This window comes from Pontibacter chinhatensis (genome assembly GCF_900113285.1).
Lineage (GTDB): Bacteria > Bacteroidota > Bacteroidia > Cytophagales > Hymenobacteraceae > Pontibacter > Pontibacter chinhatensis.
In genome coordinates this window covers 1-19,791 of sequence record NZ_FOOT01000005.1, presented here as the reverse complement: position 1 = coordinate 19,791, position 19,791 = coordinate 1, and the positions used below count along the sequence as shown (strand labels likewise).

The window sequence follows — 19,791 nt, the reverse complement described above, 5'->3', positions numbered from 1 at the left end:
AACTTTGCTTTTCCGAAGCAATGCAAGTTACAAACTTGCTGCTATGCACAGCCACATTTACGCTACCGCTAAACTTGCTGCATGAGCTTAGCCCTGCAGATCCTTCATAATCCTGACCAAACAAAAAGCCCTGCCAAATCTCTCTGGCAGGGCTTTTATACTTTATACTTGCTATTAGCTTAGCTCGACTGATGCGATCTGTTGCGGTTACCATTGCTGCGGTTTCCGCCTGCGCGCTGGCCGCCACCGCCGTTGTTACCACGGTTCTGCGTGCTGAAGTTTCCGCCGCCTGTGCTGCTGGCTGCTGCTGGTTTGTTACCCCAGCGGCTTCTGCCACCACGGCTGCCTTGTTTCTTCTGCTCTTTTACCGTGCTGGCTGCCTCGGCAAAATCCTTGGCTGTGAGCGGGAACGGGTGGTTATCGATAACCGGTACATTCTTGGAAATCAGCTTCTGGATGCTGGCCAGGTAAGGCACCTCATCGGCACCGCAGAACGACAACGCAATGCCGCTTGCCCCTGCCCTGCCCGTACGACCAATGCGGTGTACGTAGGTCTCCGGCTCGTTTGGCAGTTCGTAGTTTACCACGTGGCTCAGGTCGTCCACATCAATGCCGCGGGCGGCAATGTCAGTAGCAACCAGCACGCGCGTTTTGCGCGACTTGAAGTTATCCAGCGCACGCACACGGGCGTTCTGCGCCTTGTTTCCGTGGATGGCCTCTGCCGTTACGCCGGCTTTGGCAATGTCCTTGGCTACGCGGTCGGCGCCACGCTTGGTGCGGGTAAACACCAGCACGCTTTCCATGGCGTCATCCTTTAGCAGGTGCAGCAACAGCTTGCGCTTGTCCGGCCCTTTTACATAGTATACCGACTGCTGAATGGTGTTAGCTGTAGATGATACCGGCGTTACCTCCACCTTGGCAGGATCTACCAGGATGGTATCGGCCAGTTTCATGATTTCCGGAGCCATGGTAGCCGAGAAGAACAGCGATTGCTTTTTCTCCGGCAGCACTTTCAGCACCTTCTTCACGTCATTCACAAAGCCCATGTCCAGCATGCGGTCAGCCTCGTCCAGCACAAACAGCTCCAGGTGCTGCAGGTGCACGTACTTCTGCGCCATCAGGTCGAGCAGACGGCCCGGGGTTGCTACCAGAATGTCCACGCCGGCACGCAGGGCGTCGGTTTGCTTTTTCTGCGGCACGCCGCCGAAAATAACGGTATGCTTCAGGCCGGTATGCTTGCCATACGCCTCTATGCTATCTGCAATCTGAAGCGCCAGCTCACGGGTAGGCGTCAGGATGAGCGCCTTGATTTTGCGCTGCCCCTTGTCGCTTCCCTGCTTTTCGTGCAGCAGCTGCAGAATCGGAATAGAGAAAGCCGCCGTTTTCCCGGTACCCGTCTGGGCACAACCCAACAGGTCTCTTTTCTGAAGTATAAGCGGGATGGATTTGGCTTGGATGGGGGTTGGGGTGGTGTATCCTTCTGTTTTAAGAGCTTTTAGGATTGGCTCAATGAGGTTTAGATTCTCGAATGTCATCAAATGGTTTTTGAATTAAAAACCGCGCGACGCCATGTGCGCCACTTTGCGGTAAGGTTGGCCGGAATTTGATATCACTGCAGCAAGCTGCAAAAGGCCATTCCCGACCGGTGTTGTTCTCTTCAACCTAAAAACGGAAAGTATAGTTTCTTTTAGGAGCTTGAGCAAAACACAAGCTGCAAAGATAGCGCCAGGTTTTGTCTCATCCTATTTTAGCAGGGTTTATACTTCTTGTTTATACTTTGCTGGCGCAGGCGTCTGCTTGTGCCTCTGCCTTTATCCCTCACTGGCGCGAGTTTGCAACCCGTGCCTATTATGGTGTTGGGTTTGCAACCCAACTGGCTCGCAGAGCCATATTTATGCTTTGGCTATACTTCTCAAATATGTTGGCTATACTTCCATAGCCATTGCTTCCTTCCACTTGAAACAAGCTATACTTTTTAAGCCACCGTTCATCCTCTAGTTCCCACAGGCGCTTCGTTTCATTTCTGGCTTTGGTGCCCTCAAGGCCGGGAGGCCTCGCCTTCGGGCATCGCGCTGCTTTCGCTTCCTTAGCTCCTGACGTCGCAATGCCCTCACGGGCACCGGAACCTCTCGAGGCGCTCAACCCAAAGGCTGGGAATCAGTCGATAGCCATGGCTAACGGAGCTTCGGCCAAAGTCCCCCTTCGAAGGGGGCAGGGGGATGTAATCGTCTGCTGAGCAATTCCCCTCTTGGGAGGGGCTGGGGTGGGTTTATACCTAGAACAGACAGCCACTACGAGGCTCATACTTAGCATCTGTAATGACAGGTTCCCCGCCTTGGCCAAAGAGGGGCTAGGGGTGGTTGGACCCGATACTATAAAATGCATGCTCTCTACTGTGTGCAGAGAATCATGGAGTTTACCTCAGGCTCTAGCGCACGCTTGCCCACAGCATTTATACTTTCTCAGCCTGCAACTCCTCTTTAATGTGCTTCACGATTTTTACGGCGTGCTCGCGGGAGTTTTCGATAAACCATACGTGCGTGTCCATGCCACCACAAACTACACCGGCTAAGTACACGCCAGGAAGATTGGTTTCCATACTTTCAGTATCGTACTGCGGGTAGCGCTTCTGATCCTCGCTTAGCTTTACCCCTATCTTCTCCAGGAAACTAAAGTCCGGCTGGTAACCCGTCATGGCCAGCACAAAGTCGTTCTCCAGTGTCAGTTTGCCCTCCGGCGTCTGGATGTCCACCTCACGCTCCCGGATTTCGGTTATACTTGTGTTGAAGTACGCCTTTATCTCGCCAGCCTTGATGCGGTTCTCCAGGTCGGGCTTGGTCCAGTATTTTATACTTCCCAGCTCAGGTTGGCGCACTACCAGCGTGACGTCTGCCCCTTTTCGCCAGGTTTCCAGGGCAGCGTCGGCGGCGGAGTTGTTGGCGCCCACCACTAGCACCTTCTGGCGGAAGTAATAGTGCGGGTCGAAGTAGTAGTGCCGTACTTTGGGAAGCTCCTCGCCAGACACATGCAGCAGGTTCGGGATGCCGTAGAAGCCCAGGGCCACCACCACCTTGCGGGCCATATACTCGCCTTTGCTCGTGAAGATGCGGTATCCTTCGCCCTCCGGCTGCAGGTTTTGCACCTCCTCAAACAGGTTGATGTTCAGGTCAGCCGAGTCGGCTACGCGGCGGTAGTACTCCAGCGCCTCGGCGCGCGTGGGCTTGGCGTTGAGCGAGGTAAAGGGAATGCCGCCAATCTCCAGCCTTTCGGAGGTGGAGAAAAAGGTCATGTTAAGCGGGTAGTTGTAGATGGAGTTCACGAGGCAGCCGCGCTCCACAATCAGGTAGCTAAGCCCCTCGCGCTGCGCCTCCAATCCGGCCGCCAGGCCAATCGGACCGGCTCCAATAATGAGTATGTCTAGGATGTCTTTCAAGTTTATACTTTCTGATGCTATACTTTCAGATATGTCCTTCTAGAAACAGGGGATAGTTTGTTTAAGTTTAGGAGATGGGGAAAGAACGTGGTTGTAGCGGCTTTCTGCAAAATTGTGTATGTGACTAGATTGGCTCTGATAGCCATATTTATACTGGAATTATACTTTGGCTATACTTTCCTAGCCACCGCTTCCTACCATTTGAACCAAGCTATACTTTTCAAGCCTCCATTCATCCTCCAGTCTTACATGAGCTACAGTTGCATCTCATACTTTCTGCCCTCCCAGGCCGGGAGGCCTCGTTTTCCCGCTCGGCGCTGGGAGCTTTTCCTGCCCTCGTGCCTCGGGCTGCCTCGCTCACGCTCGTCACCGGAAAAACTCGCATAGGCGCCTCCCTGAAAAACTGGGAAACATTCGAAAGCTGTCGCCTTTGCTGTCATCTCAAATGATATGAGAGATCTAAATAGAGTTCCAGTTAGATCTCTCGCGCCGCTCGAGATGACAGGGGAAGGAGTAAGTAGAATTCCCCGCCTTGGCTAAGGAGGGGTTAGGGGTGGTTGGACCCGGTACTGCAAAACGCCTCACTCCCCTATTCTTTAGGAATTCAAAATCACCATGAAAGGGCAGGTTTATAATTTAATACCCAATGGTGAAGCGCTGCTTGATGAACTGCGGTTTCTCCAGTTCGTCGAGCACGGCTACGGAGAAGTCCTCGTAGGAAATGTTACTTTCGCCTTTGTCATCAGATATAGGATTCTCGGTGCCGATCCGGAACTTGCCGGTGCGCTCGCCGGGGCCAATCATGAAGGCGGGGCTGAAAAAGGTCCAGTCGATATCCTTCTCCTTGCGGTATACTTCCAGCGAGTCGCGCTGGGCAGAGGCGCCCTCTTTCCAATCCGCCGGAAACTCCGGTGTGTCTACGGCCTGCACGCCCTCGGCCACATACAAACTGCCCGCACCGCCCACGTTCAGCACCCGCCTTACGCCGGCTTTCTTAGCGGCAGCCAGTACTTTTTCGGCTACCTCCACGTGCCTTTGGTAATCGGTTCCCGGACCCCAGCCCGGGCTGTAGGACACCACCACGGCATCATGGTCCCTGATCTTGGCGGCAAGGTCATCGGGGTGCAGCACGTCTCCCTTCGTTACAATCAGGCTTTCGTTTTCAAGCGTCAGCTTCTCAGGGTGGCGCACAATGGCTGTTACCTCGTGTCCTCTGTTCAGGGCTTCCTCTGTGATTCTGGAACCGATATTTCCGCTGGCTCCAATGATGGCTATTTTCATACTTTATCAGATTTGAGTTGCTAAAATAGCATACGCATTTGCTCTGTTAACGCTTTACAAACTGCCCTGGCGTAGTATTGTTCAGCTCCCTCAAAGCTCTAGCTTCATTACATACATACCCCTGTACTCGGGTTTCATCTGCTCGAAAGGCAGGGTGTAGGTGCCGCATTTGGTAAACCCGTTCTGCTCGTAAAAGTCCACCGAGCGACTGCTGTCCATGGCTTTGAGCCAGATAAGGCGCTTGTTATATTTGGCGGCCACACTTTTTGTGAAATCCACCACACTTCGCCCAATGCCTTTTCCCGAAGCGGCCTTGGTCAGGTAGATGCGCTCCAGTTCCAGGGCCTCGGCAGCAGTATAGCTTTCAAATTCCTTATGCAGGTTGAGTTTCAGGAAGCCTACCAGTTCCTCCTGATAGTAGATCAGGTAAAAGGCCGCATTCGGGTCCGTTAGCTCCTCGCGCAGGGTTTCTTCCCGGAAGCTGCGGTCTACGTACCAGGCGCCGCCATCAAACCACAAGTATAAATAGTGGTCGTTGTAGGAGCGGATGGCAATGTCCTGCAACGTATAAAGGTCTGCTGTGGTGCAGGGCGTGATGCGGATATCAGGCATAAGAATAGCTTTTATCAACCGCAAATTTACTTAAAATCGCAAAGCCGGAATGCGATATGCCACATGGGCAAAAGAAAAGGGCAGAAGGTTTCCCTCCTGCCCTTTGCCTTAAAGTATAAAATGGGCCTTATGCCATCACTTCCTTCAGGTGGGGCAACTCCAGCCGGCCAAAGCGGTGCAGCGTGGCCAGGTGAGAGCGTACTGCCGTCAGAAAAGTTTTGTTCTCTAAGTATGGGATGTCGAATTCTTCAGCTGTCTGGCGCACAATTTCGGCCAGGGCCGGGTAGTGTATGTGGCAAATGCGCGGAAACAGGTGGTGCTCTATCTGGAAATTAAGCCCGCCCACATACCAGGAAAGCAACTTGCTATTGCGGGAAAAATTGGCCGTCGTGTTGAGCTGGTGGATGGCCCAATCGTTTTCAATCGTGCCGTTCTCGCAGGGCAGTGGGTGGCTCGTACCCTCCACGGTGTGCGCCAGCTGGAACACCACCGAAAGGATGATACCGCCCACAAAGTGCATCAGCACAAAGCCCAGCAGCACCTCCCAAAACGGAATGCCGAAGAGCAGTGTCGGGGCCACCAGCATCGAGAAGAAGTATAGCACCTTCATCACCACAATTTTGGCCAGCACTACCCTGTTCTCTGATTTGGAGTTGGCATTCACGCCGCTCCGGATAAAGCCTACATACTGCACAAAATCTTTCAGAATCACCCAGTACAGCGTCAGCAGGCCGTAGAAGAAGAAAGCGTAAATCCACTGCAGCTTGTGGTAAAGCTTCACGTCGGTGTGGGGCGAAAAGCGGAGCATGACGCGGTCCTGTATGTCTTCGTCCATGTGCACCACGTTGGTATAGGTATGGTGCAGGATGTTGTGCTGCAGCTTCCAGTTAAAGGCCGATCCGCCCACCAAGTTCACCGAATGGCCCATCAGGTAGTTCATGGTTTTGTTTTTGGAATAGGCCCCGTGGTTGGCGTCGTGCATCACGCTCATGCCGATACCTGCCAGGCACACGCCCATCACCAGCCACAGCACCAGGCTTATGCCCAGCGAGGGCGTCAGGGCGAGCAGCAGCATAAACGGCACCACGTAGCCTAACAGCAGGATGATGCTTTTAGTGAGCATGCTCGCGTCACCTTCCTTCGAAATATTATTGTCCTTGAAATAAGTATCTACTCGCTTGCGCAGGGTGGGGAAAAACAGGCTTTTGTCTTTGTTAACGAATTTTACTTTGCCTTTGAGCTTCATTAAAGGGAAATTAGATTGTGTGAAACAGAACTCACACGACGAGGAGGAAATACTCAGGAGTGAATCGTGGGCAAAAAATACCCGCAGCATGTAGTTCAGGGTCTCCTACTGCTATAATAATACCAAACTTGCCGATGAAGGCAGTGGCTGCAAAATTATTGGCTGTAAAAGGCGTACAATATACGCATTAAAATCGAGCCTATTGCAAGCCCGGGTTGTATGGTAAACGAATAAAACCTGCACTAAAGTATAAGGCCCGAAATAAAAATGGGCTGCCCAGTTACCTGGGCAGCCCATTTTTTGTATCACTATACTTGCCTGCTACAGGTGGATTACCTCGTCGTAGGCAGCAGCAGCGGCTTCCATAATGGCCTCGCTCATGGTTGGGTGCGGGTGCACCGCCTTGATGATTTCATGTCCGGTTGTCTCCAGCTTGCGGGCTACCACTACCTCGGCAATCATCTCGGTTACGTTGGCACCAATCATGTGCGCGCCCAGGAACTCGCCATACTTGGCATCGAAAATCACTTTCACAAAGCCATCCTTGGCACCGGCGGCACTCGCCTTACCAGACGCAGAGAATGGGAACTTGCCCACTTTAATCTCCAGGCCTTGCTCACGGGCAGCTTTCTCGGTCAGGCCCACAGAGGCAATCTCCGGAGAGCAGTACGTACAGCCCGGGATGTTGCCATAGTTCAGCGGCTCAGGGTTGTGGCCGGCAATTTTCTCCACGCAAATAATACCCTCGGCAGAGGCCACGTGCGCCAGCGCAGGGCCTGGCACAATGTCGCCGATAGCGTAGATGCCGTCCACGTTGGTCTTGTAGAACTCGTCTACCACCACACGGCCGCGGTCTACTTTAATGCCCAGCTCTTCCAGGCCGATGTTCTCCAGGTTTGTCTGGATACCCACGGCAGAAAGCACTACCTCGGCCTCCAGGGTTTCCTCGCCTTTGGCAGTTTTCACGGTTACCTTGCACAGGTCGCCTTTCGTGTCCACGTGCTCCACAGAAGAGTCTGTCATGATGTTGATGCCGGACTTGCGGAAAGACTTGGACAGCTGACGTGATACCTCCTCGTCCTCTACCGGAACGATGTTCGGCATGTACTCTACGATGGTTACTTTCGTGCCCATGGCATTGTAGAAGTAGGCAAACTCCACGCCGATAGCGCCGGAGCCCACCACCACCATACTTTCAGGCTGTTTCTCCAGCGCCATCGCCTGGCGGTAGCCTATGATTTTTTTGCCGTCGATAGGCAGGTTAGGCAGCTCGCGGGAGCGGGCACCTGTGGCAATGATGATGTTGTTAGCCTCTACCGTGCTTTTTTTGCCATCAGCATCTGTCACTTCCAGCTTGCCTTTGCCAACGATTTTTCCGTTGCCCATGATCGCATCAATCTTGTTCTTGCGGAACAGGAACTGAATGCCTTTGCTCATGCCGTCAGCCACGCCGCGGCTGCGCTGGATTACTTTATTGAAGTCAACCGAAGCCTCGCCGATGCTGATGCCATAGTCAGCTGCGTGGTTAATATACTCAAACACGTTAGCGCTTTTCAGCAGTGCCTTAGTCGGGATACAGCCCCAGTTCAGGCAGATGCCTCCCAGCGACTCGCGCTCGACAACGCCTACTTTCATCCCTAGCTGCGAGGCACGGATTGCCGCCACGTAACCTCCCGGGCCACTACCCAGCACTACTAAATCGTATTTTGATGCCATAGTTTCTTTATTATAAGTTTGCAGACAAAATTAAACGATAATCCCAACTCTGCAAAACCACCTTTTACCCTCCTGATTTTAAGCCAGATATTATCGAAAAAACTATATTCAGCTACCTTTATACTTTTATAATACAAATATAATTTTGACTAAAACACGCGATTACATACTTTAGCCCGCGAAAGTATAAATTAGTTAGTACCTATGCACAAAGTTCTACCCTTTTTGATTTTCGTCCTGTTTAGCTTTAGCGCTGCCGCACAGCAAACTTCAAAGGATTATTTCAGGAACGGGAACGAGAAGTTTAAGGCAGGCCGCTACCAGGACGCCATACAGCAGTACGACGAGGTGCTGAAGCTGGAGCCGCGCCATGCCGCCACCCTTACCAACCGTGGTGTGGCCAAAGACCGCTTGCGCGATTACCGGGGTGCCATTGATGATTTTACAAGAGCCATTGCGGCCAACCCCAAGTATGCCGAGGCCTACCTGAGCCGTGCCCTCACCAGGTATAACCTCCGGGATTATAAAGCTGCCCTTCAGGATTTTAACAAAGGCATCGAACTAAAGCCCAAGGACGCCCGCGCCTACAACAACCGCGGCCTGGTGCGCTATGCCCTTAAAGACAACAGCGGCGCCATCTCTGACTATACCAAAGCCCTGCAACTGGACCAGAACTACGCGGAAGCCTACTACAACCGCGGCGCCCCCCGCTACAATATCGGCGAAAAAACCAACGCCTGCGCCGACTGGACCACCGCCAAGAAACTCGGCCTGAAAGAAGCTGAGCCTTATCTGAAGAAGTATTGTAAGTAGGACTAAGTTCCAACTACCCCTCCTTGTCTAAGGCGGGGAGCCTGTATTTGCTTTGACTGAAGTATAAGTTTCGTAGCCTCCGTTCTCGCGCGGACAGTCGCGACCTGTCCCTACAAAGTAAAACCCACCCCTAGCCCCTCCCGAGAGGGGAATTTATACTTGCTCCTTTCCCTGTCATCTCGAGCAGCGCGAGAGATCTCTTTAGGATTCCCGATATCTCTCGCTATGCTCGAGATGACAGCAAAAGCCGTAGCTTTCGATTCTTTCCCAGCCTTTGGGTTGAGCGCCTCGAGAGGTTCCGGTGCCTGAAAGGCATTGCGACGTCAGGAGCAAAGGAAGCGAAAGCAGCGCGATGCCCGAAGGCGAGCCCTCTCGGGCTTGAGAGCAGAAAGCAGGAGGTGAAACAGTAGCTTATGTAAGTCAGGAGGATGAACAGTAGCTAGTAAGGATAGCTTGGTTCCAGTTGCAGGAATCAAGGGCTATGGAAGTATAGCCAACATATTTAAGAAGTATAGCCTAAGCAAGGATGGCTTTTCAAGCCAGTTGGGTTACAAACCCAACACTATAGTAGGCACGGGTTGCAAACCCGCGCCAGCGAAGAGAAATCCGGAGCTACGGGAATAGCTATACTTTAAAGTATAACCAAAGTATAAAATCCTGTTCATCCATTCATCCTGTAAATCCTGATTCAGACAAGTATAAGGTATCAAACAGCTACAAAGCGCAAGCTATTAAAACGACAAGAGACGCTATAAGAAGCGCCTCCTGTCGTATAAAATTAAATGTTCACTAAAGTATAATTTTATGCATCGTTTGGTTCCTTAGCCTTTTCTGAAGCCAGTAGCTCCTGTTTCACACCTTTAATATCAATCGCCTGCATGCGCTCCATGGTTTCATCCTTAATTAGCGCAAACTGATCCATGTTTTCCTTCTTAACAGGATTGGCGGCCGGAAGTTTTACCTTCAGGGCATCTACCTGTTTGCCATTCTTCCAGAAGCGGTAGCACAGGTGCGGTCCCGTGGCCAGGCCGGTGCTGCCCACGTATCCGATAGTTTGCCCCATCTTCACGCGCGTGCCTTTTTTGATGCCCTTGGCAAACCTGGACATGTGCAGGTATTGCGTGGTATAAGTATCGTTGTGGCGGATTTTCACAAAATAGCCGTTGCCTCTGGTATAGTGGGCAGCCAGCACCACGCCATCACCTACTGTACGGATGGGCGTGCCGTGCGGAGCGGCGAAATCAGTGCCCAGGTGCGGCTTGTAGCGCTTCTGCACCGGGTGGAAACGGCTTTTGGTAAAGCGGGAGCTGATGCGGGTATACTCCAGCGGCTCCTTCAGGAATGCCCTTTTCAGGCTCTGCCCCTTCTGGTCGTAGTAATTCAGGCCGTTGCCCTCGTCAAACCCGATAGCATAAATTTCCTCGCCCTCGTGCGCAAACACGGCAGACTTCAGTTCGCCATACCCAATCTTCTGCCCTTCCACTACTTTCTCCTCATAGATCAGCTTAAAGGTATCGCCGGGCTGCAGGCGGTTCAGGTCGATGCGCCAGGCGAAGATGTCGGCAAACAGGTTCACCAGCTGCGGCGAACCGCCCGCGTCCACCATACTTTCAAAAAGCGAACTGCGGATTTCGCCGGCAATCGTGCGTTCCAGCACCTGCACCTCGCGCTGGTGCAGCGTTACGTTCAGACTGTCGCGCAGGTCAAAAATCACGTACTCTACCTGGCTTGGCTCATAGATAAAGTATCGGGCGGTCTGGGCTGAGTCGCGCTGGTGCAGGATGGTGTAGTTGCGGCCAGCGGCAATGCGGCGCACGTTAAAAACATCTTTTGCCTTCTGAGCCAGGTTGTGCACCGTGGTGGCGTCGATGTTATACTTGGCAAGCAGTTGGGAGAGCACTTCCCCGCGGGCCACCTCGGCCTCCACTATCTCCAGCGAGTCGGTGGGGATGCCGTACACGATAGGCGCGGGCAGTTTTACGTGTTCCTCAGCGTCAGCGAGCTCGCTCACCGAAGCCGCTTCTACTCGCTTTGTTCCCAGCAGGTTAGATGGGATAAAGTCCAATGTTTGCGCAGCCGTAATGCAGATCAACAACGACAACGCGATCAGGAGGGCAAGTCCTTTTCTGCGTTTCAACATGATTTTTGGGGATACCTTTGGTTAACAGTCGCACGAAAATAGAATTTAACCTATAAAAATAAAAGACAATTTTCACACAATATTCAGATTGTAAATATGTTACCATCCATTCCATGGAATTCTACAGCTGCGCCAAAGTAAAATCTCCCGGAAAAGTGGTTCAATTTAACTTTACTATACTCGCTGTAATGCGCTTACCATCAGCCGATTTGTTTTATACTTTGCCAGCCGCTCCCCTCCCCTCTTCTGTTTACCAAAATCTTTTTTAACTTTGGCGCCTATGAAAGCATTAGAAGGAAAAGTAGCTCTTATTACAGGAGCATCAAAAGGAATAGGCCGCGCTATCGCACAGCAGTTTGTGGAGCAAGGCGCACAGGTAGCATTTACCTACCTCTCAAGTGTTGAAAAAGGACAGCAGCTGGAGCAGGAGCTGGCAGCCGGCGGCGGCAAGGTAAAAGGCTACCGCTCCGACGCCTCCGACTACGCTCAGGCCGAGCAGTTGGTAGAGGACGTGGTAAAAGAGTTCGGCAAGGTCGACATCGTAGTAAATAACGCCGGTATTACGCGCGACGGCCTGCTGATGCGCATGAACGAGGAGCAGTGGGACGCGGTGATGAACGTGAACCTGAAGTCGGTGTTCTCCGTGACCAAGGCCGCCACCAAGCACATGATGCGCGCCAAAGCCGGTTCTATCATCAACATTACTTCTGTAGTAGGTATAAAAGGCAACGCCGGACAGGCTAACTATGCGGCCTCTAAGGCAGGCATCATCGGCTTCACCAAGTCAGTGGCACTGGAGCTGGGCTCACGCAACATCCGTTGCAACGCCATTGCCCCGGGCTTTATCGAAACCGAGATGACCGGCGAACTGGACCAGAAAGTGGTGGACGAGTGGCGCAAGGCGATTCCGCTGAAGCGTGGCGGCACGCCGGAGGATGTGGCCAAAGCAGCCGTGTTCCTGGCTTCCGACGACTCAGCCTACATCTCCGGCCAGGTGCTGCAGGTAGACGGCGGCATGCTCACGTAGCGAGTTAGAGAATTTAGGAGTTAAAGAGTTTAGGAGTGAAAAGTAACTAAACTCGAACCTGATAATAGAAAAAGACCAATGCGACGGCGTTTACGTTAGTAGCATTGGTCTTTTTGCTTTATATTTAGTTTTGTTGGGATAACGGTAATTAAGTGAGGTGTAAGTGTCCTTTTGCCTGTATAGCACAACCCGACACCTGTACCATGAAACTTGTTAAGTATACTTTACCTGCACCCATACTTAAAGGCTGCCGTAAAGCAAATCCTAGCAATAAAAGTATAACTCTGAAACTCTTTAACTCTCAAACTCCTAAACTCCTTTGAGCTCGTTCCGCCTCATCACCACCGCCTCACCCTGGCTTCTACTTGCCTGCCTGGCAGCGGGCGCGCTGTATGCGTGGCTGCTCTACAGCAAAAAAACGCCGTGGCCCAGGCCGCTCAACTATGGCCTGGCGGTGCTGCGCTTTGTGGTGGTGAGTGTGCTGTGTTTTCTGCTGATGGGGCCGCTGGTAAGGTATGTATCCAACACCACCGTGCCGCCCACCATTGTGTTTGCTGTGGATAATTCGCAGTCGGTGAAGCTGTTTTCTGATTCAACGGCCCTACAAGGCACACAGCAGCAACTGCAGCAGGTGCGCGAGCGGCTGGAGGCGCAGGGCTATGCCACAGCGGTTCAGACACTCGGCGAGGAGCAACTGCAAAGTATAAATGACGTGCAATACGGCTCCGAGACAACGAACCTGAGCCAGCTGCTGCGGCAGGTGCAGGATGGCTACGCCGAGCAGAACCTGGCGGGCGTGGTGCTGCTGTCGGATGGCATCGTGAACCAGGGCATATCGCCGGTGTACAGCAATTACGGCTATACGTTGTACCCCGTGGCCGTGGGCGACACTATCCCGAAGAAGGACGTACTGTTGTCCTCGCTGCGCTATAACAAGGTTAACTACAGCGGCAACCGTTTCCCGTTGGAGGTGGAGGTGCAGCACGAAGGTTTTGGCGGCAGAACGGCCAATGTTTTACTTCAGGAGAACGGCAAAACCATCGCCAGCAAAAAAGTCACGTTCCGGGATAACCAGCCGGTGCAGCAGGTGCCGTTTCAGGTGCTAGCCAGCGGGACCGGGAAACGCCACTACGTGGTGCAGGTAGAGCCGCTGAAAGGCGAGTTCACCACCCTCAACAATACCAAGCACGCCTATATCGACGTGGTGAAGGGAAAAATCCGGGTACTGGTGGCCGCTGCCTCCCCGCATCCCGACATCAAAGCAATCCGCGCTGCCATCGAATCAAATGAAAACTATGAGACAGTGCTGTTCATCCCCGGCGTAAACGAGCTGCAGCAGCAGGACTACGATGTAGCGGTGCTGCACCAGCTGCCTGGCCGTACCGGTGGTGCCGAGCCCGTCCTCAACCTGGTGCGCCAGAAAAACCTGCCCGTCCTTTACATCCTCGGTCCGCAAAGCGATTTGTCCGGCTTCAACCGGCTGAACACAGGCATCAGCCTGAACAGCAGCGGCCAGACGGATGAGGTAACGGCCGTGCCCAACTCCGGCTTCAGCAATTTCCAGCTGCCCGAAAACGCTGCTGAGCGGCTGCAGGAATATCCTCCGGCTCGGGTACCATATGGAGAGGTGCGGTTAGCGCCCAATACCGAGGTGATACTTTACCAGCAGGTGGGCCGTGTGCGCACCAACAAGCCGCTGCTCACCGTCCAAAATTCTGATGATAAGCGCACGGCGGTGCTGCTGGCTTCCGGCACCTGGCAATGGCGCCTGCAGGAGGCAGCTAACCACGAGCAGCCGCAGGCCTACAACCAGCTCATCACCAACCTGGTGCAGCTGCTCAGCGCGCCACGAAACAAGAAACGACTGAACGTATATCCCACCCAAACCGAGTACACCTCCTCCGACGAAATCCGCTTTAACGCTGAGGCTTACAACGAGGCGCTGGAGCCGGTTTACGGCCAAAGCATCACCCTTAACATTACCGGGGAGGACGAGCAGCCGCGCACGTTTACCTTTGCCAACGGCGAGAACCAGAGCGGTGTAAACATCGGCACCCTGCCCGGCGGGCGCTATACTTACTCAGCCACGGCAAGTATAAACGGGCAGCGGCAAAAAGACGAAGGCGAGTTTGTGGTGGAGGAACTGCAGCTGGAGGCCCTCAACGCCGTAGCCGACCATAACCTGCTTTACCAACTGGCCAGCAACAGCGGCTCTAAGCTATACTATCCGCAGCAACTGCAGCAGCTGGAGCAGGACATCCTGCAGGCCGACCACAAGAATGTGATTTACAGCAAAGAGGAGCTCAGCGATCTGGTAGACCTGAAGTGGCTCTTCTTCCTGCTGCTTGGCCTGGTGTGCGTGGAGTGGTTCGTGCGCAAGTATAACGGCAGCTATTGAGCCTCGTTGTTCGTTATTGAATGAGTATATAGTTCGAACGCACCTATACTTTCGATTGCCTTCCATACTTGTTTTTGCGGTGCGGAAAGGAGGTTTTATTCTGAGTTATACTTTGCTGAACTTATACCAGTATGATGAAGCTTCTTATATCCCGTGCATCCAAAAATCCTGTAAGTCCTGATCCAGCCAACATGCTCAGCGCCTCCCCTGTCATACTTTCCACCGAACGCCTGCTGCTCCGCGAACTGACTCCGGCCATGTTCAACAACCTGTTCCTCCGGAAAACGAAGCAGGAGATAATGGAGTACCTGAACCTGAAAACGGACCAGGAGTATGCCGACATGGAGGAGCGCTACACCAAGGGCATCACCACCTATTTCCAGGATTTCAAGGGGTTCCACCTGTTAGACAAGGCAACCAATAAAGTCATCGGCCACTGCGACTACCATACCTGGGTGCCCGGCCACCGGCGGGCCGAGATCGGCTATGCCATCACGAATGAAAAGTATAAAAACAAGGGCCTGATGAAGGAAGCGCTGGAAAGTATACTTACCTTTGGCTTTGGGCAGATGAACCTGTTTCGGGTTGAGGCCGTGATTACCACGTACAACACTCCCTCGCTGCAGCTCATGCAACATTTTGGCTTTCAGCGGGAAGGCCTGCTGCGCAACCACTACCTGGTAGACGAACACCTGGTGGATACCTACATTTACTCACTCCTGAAGCCGGAATTTGAGGCGTGGAAGCGGAAGCATAACGTATAGCACGGGCCTTAACCATCATACTTACCATACATTTTATACTTTGCGATACATCATCATCAATAAACCTTACGAGGTACTTACCCAGTTTACAGACGAGGCCGGTCGTTCCACGCTCAAGGATTTTGTGCCAGTTCCCGGCATTTACCCTGTCGGCCGCCTCGACTACGACAGCGAGGGCCTGGTACTCTTAACCGACGACAAACAGCTGCAGCACCGTCTCTCCAACCCCATGTTTAAAGTGGAGAAAACATATTGGGTGCAGGTGGATGGTGTGCCAGTGGACGAAGCCCTGACAAGGCTGCGCCTGGGCGTACAGATAAAAGGCGGAAAAACCACACCGGCCAAAGTGCGGCTGTTGGAGGAGGCGCCCGAAGTATGGGAGCGCTCAAAGCCCATCCGCTTCCGCAAGAACATCCCCACCTCCTGGCTCGAAATCAGGATCTCGCAGGGCATGAACCGCCAGGTGCGCCGCATGACAGCCGCCGTGGGATACCCTACCCTCCGCCTTATCCGCCCAAGTATAGGTCCGTTAAGCTTAGGAGATCTGCAACCCGGCCAGTGGCGCGATCTCACCCCGGAAGAAGTGGAGCAGCTTAAAAGTATAGCCAGTCAGGGAAGTAGTTCGAGTGGCAGTAACGTGAGGGGCAAAAGCTTTGGTTCCGGCAACAAGGGCCGCAGAGGTAGTGGTGGTTTTAGAAAGCAGATTAATTAACAAAAGGAAGCGCCTATACTTTATACTTGGGCTTTTCCCGCTGTTCCGGACATCCGTATCCGCGCAAGCCATGCTTTGTAATTGCCCGTCGCTGGCGCGGGTTTACAACCCGTGCCTACCTATGGTGTTGGGTTTGTAACCCAACTGGCTTAAAAGTCATACTTTATACTTCGGCTATACTTTATACTTTCGCTAGTGCGGGCTTGTAGCTCGTGCTTTATACTTCCGGTTAATACTTTCCTAGCCACGGCTTCCTTCCAATTGAACCAAGCTATCCTTTCTAGCTGCCGTTCCTCCTCCAGCCTTACTTAAGCTATTGTTTCATCTCTTGCTTTGGAACTCTCAAGCCCGAGAGGGCTCGCCTTCGGGCATCGCGCTGTGTTCCCTCCTTGCCTCGCTCGCGCTCAGCATGCCCTTGACGGGCACCGGATCTCACAAGGCGCTCAACCCAAAGGCTGGGAACAAGTTCGATAGCCACGGCCATTACTGTCATCTCGAATGAAATGGGAGATCTCTTTAGAATTCCAGATAGATCTATCACGCTGCTCGAGATGACAGGGAAAGAAGCAAGTATAGACTGTCCCCTTGAGGACAAGTGAGAACGCGAGTTCGAAACTTGCGAGCAAAACTCAATAGGGGTGTAATCGGCTGTAGAAAATTCCCCGCCTTAGACAAGGAGGGGTTAGGGGCGGTCGGACCCGGTACTGCAAAATGCTGCTCCCTGCTTTGGAAAATCCACCGCAATCCTACAGCCTTGAAGTACCACAAAGGCCGCGGAGCAGTTCCAAACCCTCGTCCCAGCGGCCGTAGCCGGAGGCGCCATTGATGTGCCCGGCCAGGCCGATGTTTACGTACTGGCTGCCCCAGGCGCTTGCCAGCTCATGTGCCCGCCTGGCAGTAAGGTAGGCATCGTTGCTGCTGCCTACTAGTATGGTTCTGAACGGAAGCCGCTGCATGGGGATGGGCGCAAATCCGGTAACCTCCTTTGGAAACGTGGGTGCCTCGGTGTCGGCGGGGGCTACCAGCAGGGCGCCCTTTATCTTCTGCTTGTACTGCTGGGCCCAAAACACCACGGCAATGCAGCCCAGGCTATGCGCCACCAGCACTACCTGCCCGGGCTTGTGCCGTTGCACAGCCTTGTGCAGCTCCCCTACCCATTCCTCACGCCCGGGCGTGTCCCAGTTCTGCTGCTGCACCCGGTCAAATATGGGGTACTGCTGCTGCCAAAGGGACTGCCAGTGGTCAGGACCTGAATTACCGAGGCCGGGAACAAGTATAACGCCGTTCTGCTGCATGGTGAAGTATAAAGTAAAATCTGCCTTAAAAGCCCAGCCCAGCGGTTAAAGAGAAGGCGCGGCCCTTGCCTTCCGAACGGCCATCCTTGAAAAGCGTGCTCAGGTAGTGGTGGTACATCAGGTCCAGGTGAAAAACCCAAAGCTCAAAGCCTACTCCTCCGTTCAGGGCAAACTGGGCGTTGCGCAGGTCATTTCGTTTTACATCGATACGGTTATCAGCCACACCAACGGCATACGAAATGGAGGGGCCCACCATAAACCGTATCTGCGAGGCCACCGCCCCATTGTAGTCTGTCCGGTAACCGAACAACACGGGCACGCGCAGGTAGTGCACATTCAGGGCATCACGCTCCCCTACCCTGGCCTGGGTGCGCGTAATTAGGTGCGTTTTGTGGCTTACCAGGTTCAGCTCCGGCTGCACAAAAAACCGGTCACCTATCCGCCCGTAAATACCAAACTCGTAGCTTAGGCCTGTGTCGTCATCCTCTACTAAGGCATCGCTGCTCAGGCTGTAGAAGTTAATACCCGCCTTGGCCCCGATGGTCAGCTCGGCGTTATCCTGCGCAAGCACCCGGGAAGTGAAGGAACAGGTAAGGATAAAGACGAAAGCCGTAAAAATCTTTTTCATACACATCGCTTTTATACTTTACCTCTATACGTAGGAAGCCCTTATTCCGCCACTGTTGCTGGACTTGTGCTTTAAGTTGATTATATTGCTATTGCCTATTAAATCCCTAACTATGAAATCCACTGCACCCCTACTGCAACTTCCTGTAGATGAAGACCTTTACCTGCGCCGCGCCACCGCCGCCGACGCACAGGATTTATACTTTATCATCGACCGCGACCGCCCTTACCTGCGCGAGTGGCTTCCTTTCATAGACTTCACACAAGACCCTGGTGATACAGAGGCATACCTAAAGTATGTTTCCGCCTCCAACAACACCTCCGACCTTGTTTTCGTGATTGTGCATGAGCGGGAAGTATGCGGCCTGATTGGCTACAAGCGGATTGACAGGCTGAACAAAAAGCTGGAAATCGGTTACTGGCTGGCTGAGCACAAGCAGGGAAAAGGCATCATGCGCCGCTCCTGCCAAACCCTTTTAGCCTACGCCTTCGAAAAACTGCGCATGAACCGCATCGAGATAAGGGTGGGTGTGGACAACCAGCGGAGCAGCAACATCCCCAGGCAGCTTGGTTTTACGCTGGAGGGCGTAGAGCGCGACGGGGAGTTTTTGAACGACCATTATCACGACTTGGAAGTATACAGCCTGCTCCGGAGCGAGTACGAGGGCTGAGTGTTAGTGCAACGATTGCGCTGCCGAACCAGTACTTCTACCTTAAACCAATAACAGACACCATGAGTAACGCAGCCTTTATTCAGATTCACCCTGACAACCCGCAGGAGCGCAGGATTCGGGAAGTAGCAGACATCCTCCGCAACGGCGGTATCATCATCTACCCCACCGACACCATCTACGGCCTTGGCTGCGACATCCATAACGCCCGTGCCATTGAGCGCGTGTGCCAGATAAAGGGGGTGAAGCCCGATAAGGTGAACCTGTCTTTTATTTGCTCCGACCTCACCCACATCTCCGACTACGCCAAAATCGACACGCCAACTTATAAGGTGATGAAGAAGGCGCTTCCCGGACCGTTTACGTTCGTGCTGAACGCTACCAGCCATGTGCCCAAGTATGCTTCGGCCAAAAAGAAGACCGTGGGAATTCGCGTGCCCGACAACAACATTGCGCTGCAGCTGGTAAAGGAGCTGGGCAACCCCATCCTCTCCACTTCCATCCGCGACGAAGATGAGATACTGGAGTACAGCACCGACCCGGAACTGATTTATGAAAAGTATAGAAACCTGGTGGATGCCGTGATTGACGGTGGCCCCGGCAACAACATTGCCTCTACCGTGGTGGATGTGACCAACAACAGCTTCGAGGTCCTGCGCGAAGGCGCCGGCGATATCGAACAATACCTCTAGAGTTTAGGAGTTGGGGAGTTAGAGAGTTAGAGGGTTAGAGAGTTGCAGAGACGCCATACGTTGCGTCTTTTCAGTTAGAGAGTTAGAAGGTTAAAAGGTTAACTCTGAAGTATAAACAAGGGCGGCTGGTACTACTTATAGTGCCAGCCGCCCTTGTTTATACTTGCCGTTTCCTGCCGCAAGTTTAGCGTAGCGTAACTTGTGGCTGTGCATGAGGCAAGTTTCCCCGAAATGCTTCGGGGCAGGTCAACTTGCTTTCTGCGGAGCAGGACAGTGTCCAGAAAAGTGTGTAAGTGAGTTCGGGCTGGTGTTTTAGAATCTACATCTTTCCGGGTATAAAGTTACAAACTGGTTCATAATCAGG

16 protein-coding genes are annotated in these 19,791 nt (G+C 53.0%); 7 read left to right on the top strand and 9 right to left on the bottom strand.

Annotated elements, in window-relative coordinates; genetic code table 11:
* Positions 1-179: 179 nt before the first annotated feature.
* From BM040_RS14525 to lpdA, 6 genes are all read right to left on the bottom strand, one after another.
* Positions 180-1,535, bottom strand: a complete 1,356-nt coding sequence (locus BM040_RS14525) for a DEAD/DEAH box helicase (RefSeq protein ID WP_092103020.1) — start codon at positions 1,533-1,535, stop codon at positions 180-182.
* Positions 1,536-2,452: 917 nt separating this feature from the next.
* Complete coding sequence (locus BM040_RS14515) at positions 2,453-3,433, bottom strand: YpdA family putative bacillithiol disulfide reductase (RefSeq protein ID WP_092103013.1); 981 nt, start codon at positions 3,431-3,433, stop codon at positions 2,453-2,455.
* A 636-nt stretch (positions 3,434-4,069) separates the two neighbouring features.
* Positions 4,070-4,714 (bottom strand): NAD(P)-dependent oxidoreductase, encoded by a 645-nt coding sequence (locus BM040_RS14510; protein ID WP_092103010.1) that lies wholly within the window; start codon positions 4,712-4,714, stop codon positions 4,070-4,072.
* A 90-nt stretch (positions 4,715-4,804) separates the two neighbouring features.
* Positions 4,805-5,326 (bottom strand): GNAT family N-acetyltransferase, encoded by a 522-nt coding sequence (locus BM040_RS14505; RefSeq protein ID WP_092103007.1) that lies wholly within the window; start codon positions 5,324-5,326, stop codon positions 4,805-4,807.
* A 127-nt stretch (positions 5,327-5,453) separates the two neighbouring features.
* Positions 5,454-6,572, bottom strand: coding sequence for a fatty acid desaturase family protein (locus tag BM040_RS14500; protein WP_092103004.1), 1,119 nt, complete (start codon positions 6,570-6,572; stop codon positions 5,454-5,456).
* A gap of 321 nt (positions 6,573-6,893) precedes the next feature.
* The gene (gene lpdA / locus BM040_RS14495) at positions 6,894-8,288 is read right to left on the bottom strand and encodes a dihydrolipoyl dehydrogenase (RefSeq protein ID WP_092103001.1); all 1,395 of its coding nucleotides are present in this window, start codon (positions 8,286-8,288) and stop codon (positions 6,894-6,896) included.
* A gap of 204 nt (positions 8,289-8,492) precedes the next feature.
* Here lpdA and BM040_RS14490 point away from each other — a divergent pair, with 204 nt between their 5' ends.
* Positions 8,493-9,101 (top strand): tetratricopeptide repeat protein, encoded by a 609-nt coding sequence (locus BM040_RS14490; protein ID WP_092102998.1) that lies wholly within the window; start codon positions 8,493-8,495, stop codon positions 9,099-9,101.
* Positions 9,102-9,903: 802 nt separating this feature from the next.
* Here BM040_RS14490 and BM040_RS14485 read toward each other — a convergent pair.
* A complete protein-coding gene (locus BM040_RS14485) occupies positions 9,904-11,241 on the bottom strand; it encodes a peptidoglycan DD-metalloendopeptidase family protein (RefSeq protein ID WP_092102995.1) in 1,338 nt (445 codons plus the stop codon).
* A 280-nt stretch (positions 11,242-11,521) separates the two neighbouring features.
* Between BM040_RS14485 and fabG the strand changes: the two genes are divergently transcribed.
* The 4 genes from fabG (at position 11,522) to BM040_RS14465 (ending at position 16,142) form a co-directional block, all read left to right on the top strand.
* Positions 11,522-12,268, top strand: coding sequence for a 3-oxoacyl-[acyl-carrier-protein] reductase (fabG, locus tag BM040_RS14480; protein ID WP_092102992.1), 747 nt, complete (start codon positions 11,522-11,524; stop codon positions 12,266-12,268).
* A gap of 319 nt (positions 12,269-12,587) precedes the next feature.
* Positions 12,588-14,666 carry a hypothetical protein gene (locus BM040_RS14475; protein ID WP_092102989.1) on the top strand — a complete coding sequence of 693 codons (2,079 nt, stop codon included), beginning with the start codon at positions 12,588-12,590 and terminating at the stop codon, positions 14,664-14,666.
* Positions 14,667-14,797: 131 nt separating this feature from the next.
* Positions 14,798-15,430, top strand: a complete 633-nt coding sequence (locus BM040_RS14470; RefSeq protein WP_092102986.1) for a GNAT family N-acetyltransferase — start codon at positions 14,798-14,800, stop codon at positions 15,428-15,430.
* A 40-nt stretch (positions 15,431-15,470) separates the two neighbouring features.
* Complete coding sequence (locus BM040_RS14465) at positions 15,471-16,142, top strand: pseudouridine synthase (protein WP_092102983.1); 672 nt, start codon at positions 15,471-15,473, stop codon at positions 16,140-16,142.
* 746 nt (positions 16,143-16,888) lie between these two features.
* Here the strand turns inward: BM040_RS14465 and BM040_RS14455 are convergent.
* A complete protein-coding gene (locus BM040_RS14455; RefSeq protein ID WP_092102977.1) occupies positions 16,889-17,437 on the bottom strand; it encodes an RBBP9/YdeN family alpha/beta hydrolase in 549 nt (182 codons plus the stop codon).
* Positions 17,438-17,462: 25 nt separating this feature from the next.
* The gene (locus BM040_RS14450; RefSeq protein ID WP_175491080.1) at positions 17,463-18,065 is read right to left on the bottom strand and encodes an outer membrane beta-barrel protein; all 603 of its coding nucleotides are present in this window, start codon (positions 18,063-18,065) and stop codon (positions 17,463-17,465) included.
* A gap of 112 nt (positions 18,066-18,177) precedes the next feature.
* Between BM040_RS14450 and BM040_RS14445 the strand changes: the two genes are divergently transcribed.
* Entirely contained in the window at positions 18,178-18,735 is a 558-nt protein-coding gene (locus tag BM040_RS14445; RefSeq protein ID WP_092102970.1) for a GNAT family N-acetyltransferase, read from the top strand.
* A 62-nt stretch (positions 18,736-18,797) separates the two neighbouring features.
* Entirely contained in the window at positions 18,798-19,427 is a 630-nt protein-coding gene (locus tag BM040_RS14440; RefSeq protein WP_092102967.1) for an L-threonylcarbamoyladenylate synthase, read from the top strand.
* Positions 19,428-19,791: the final 364 nt, after the last annotated feature.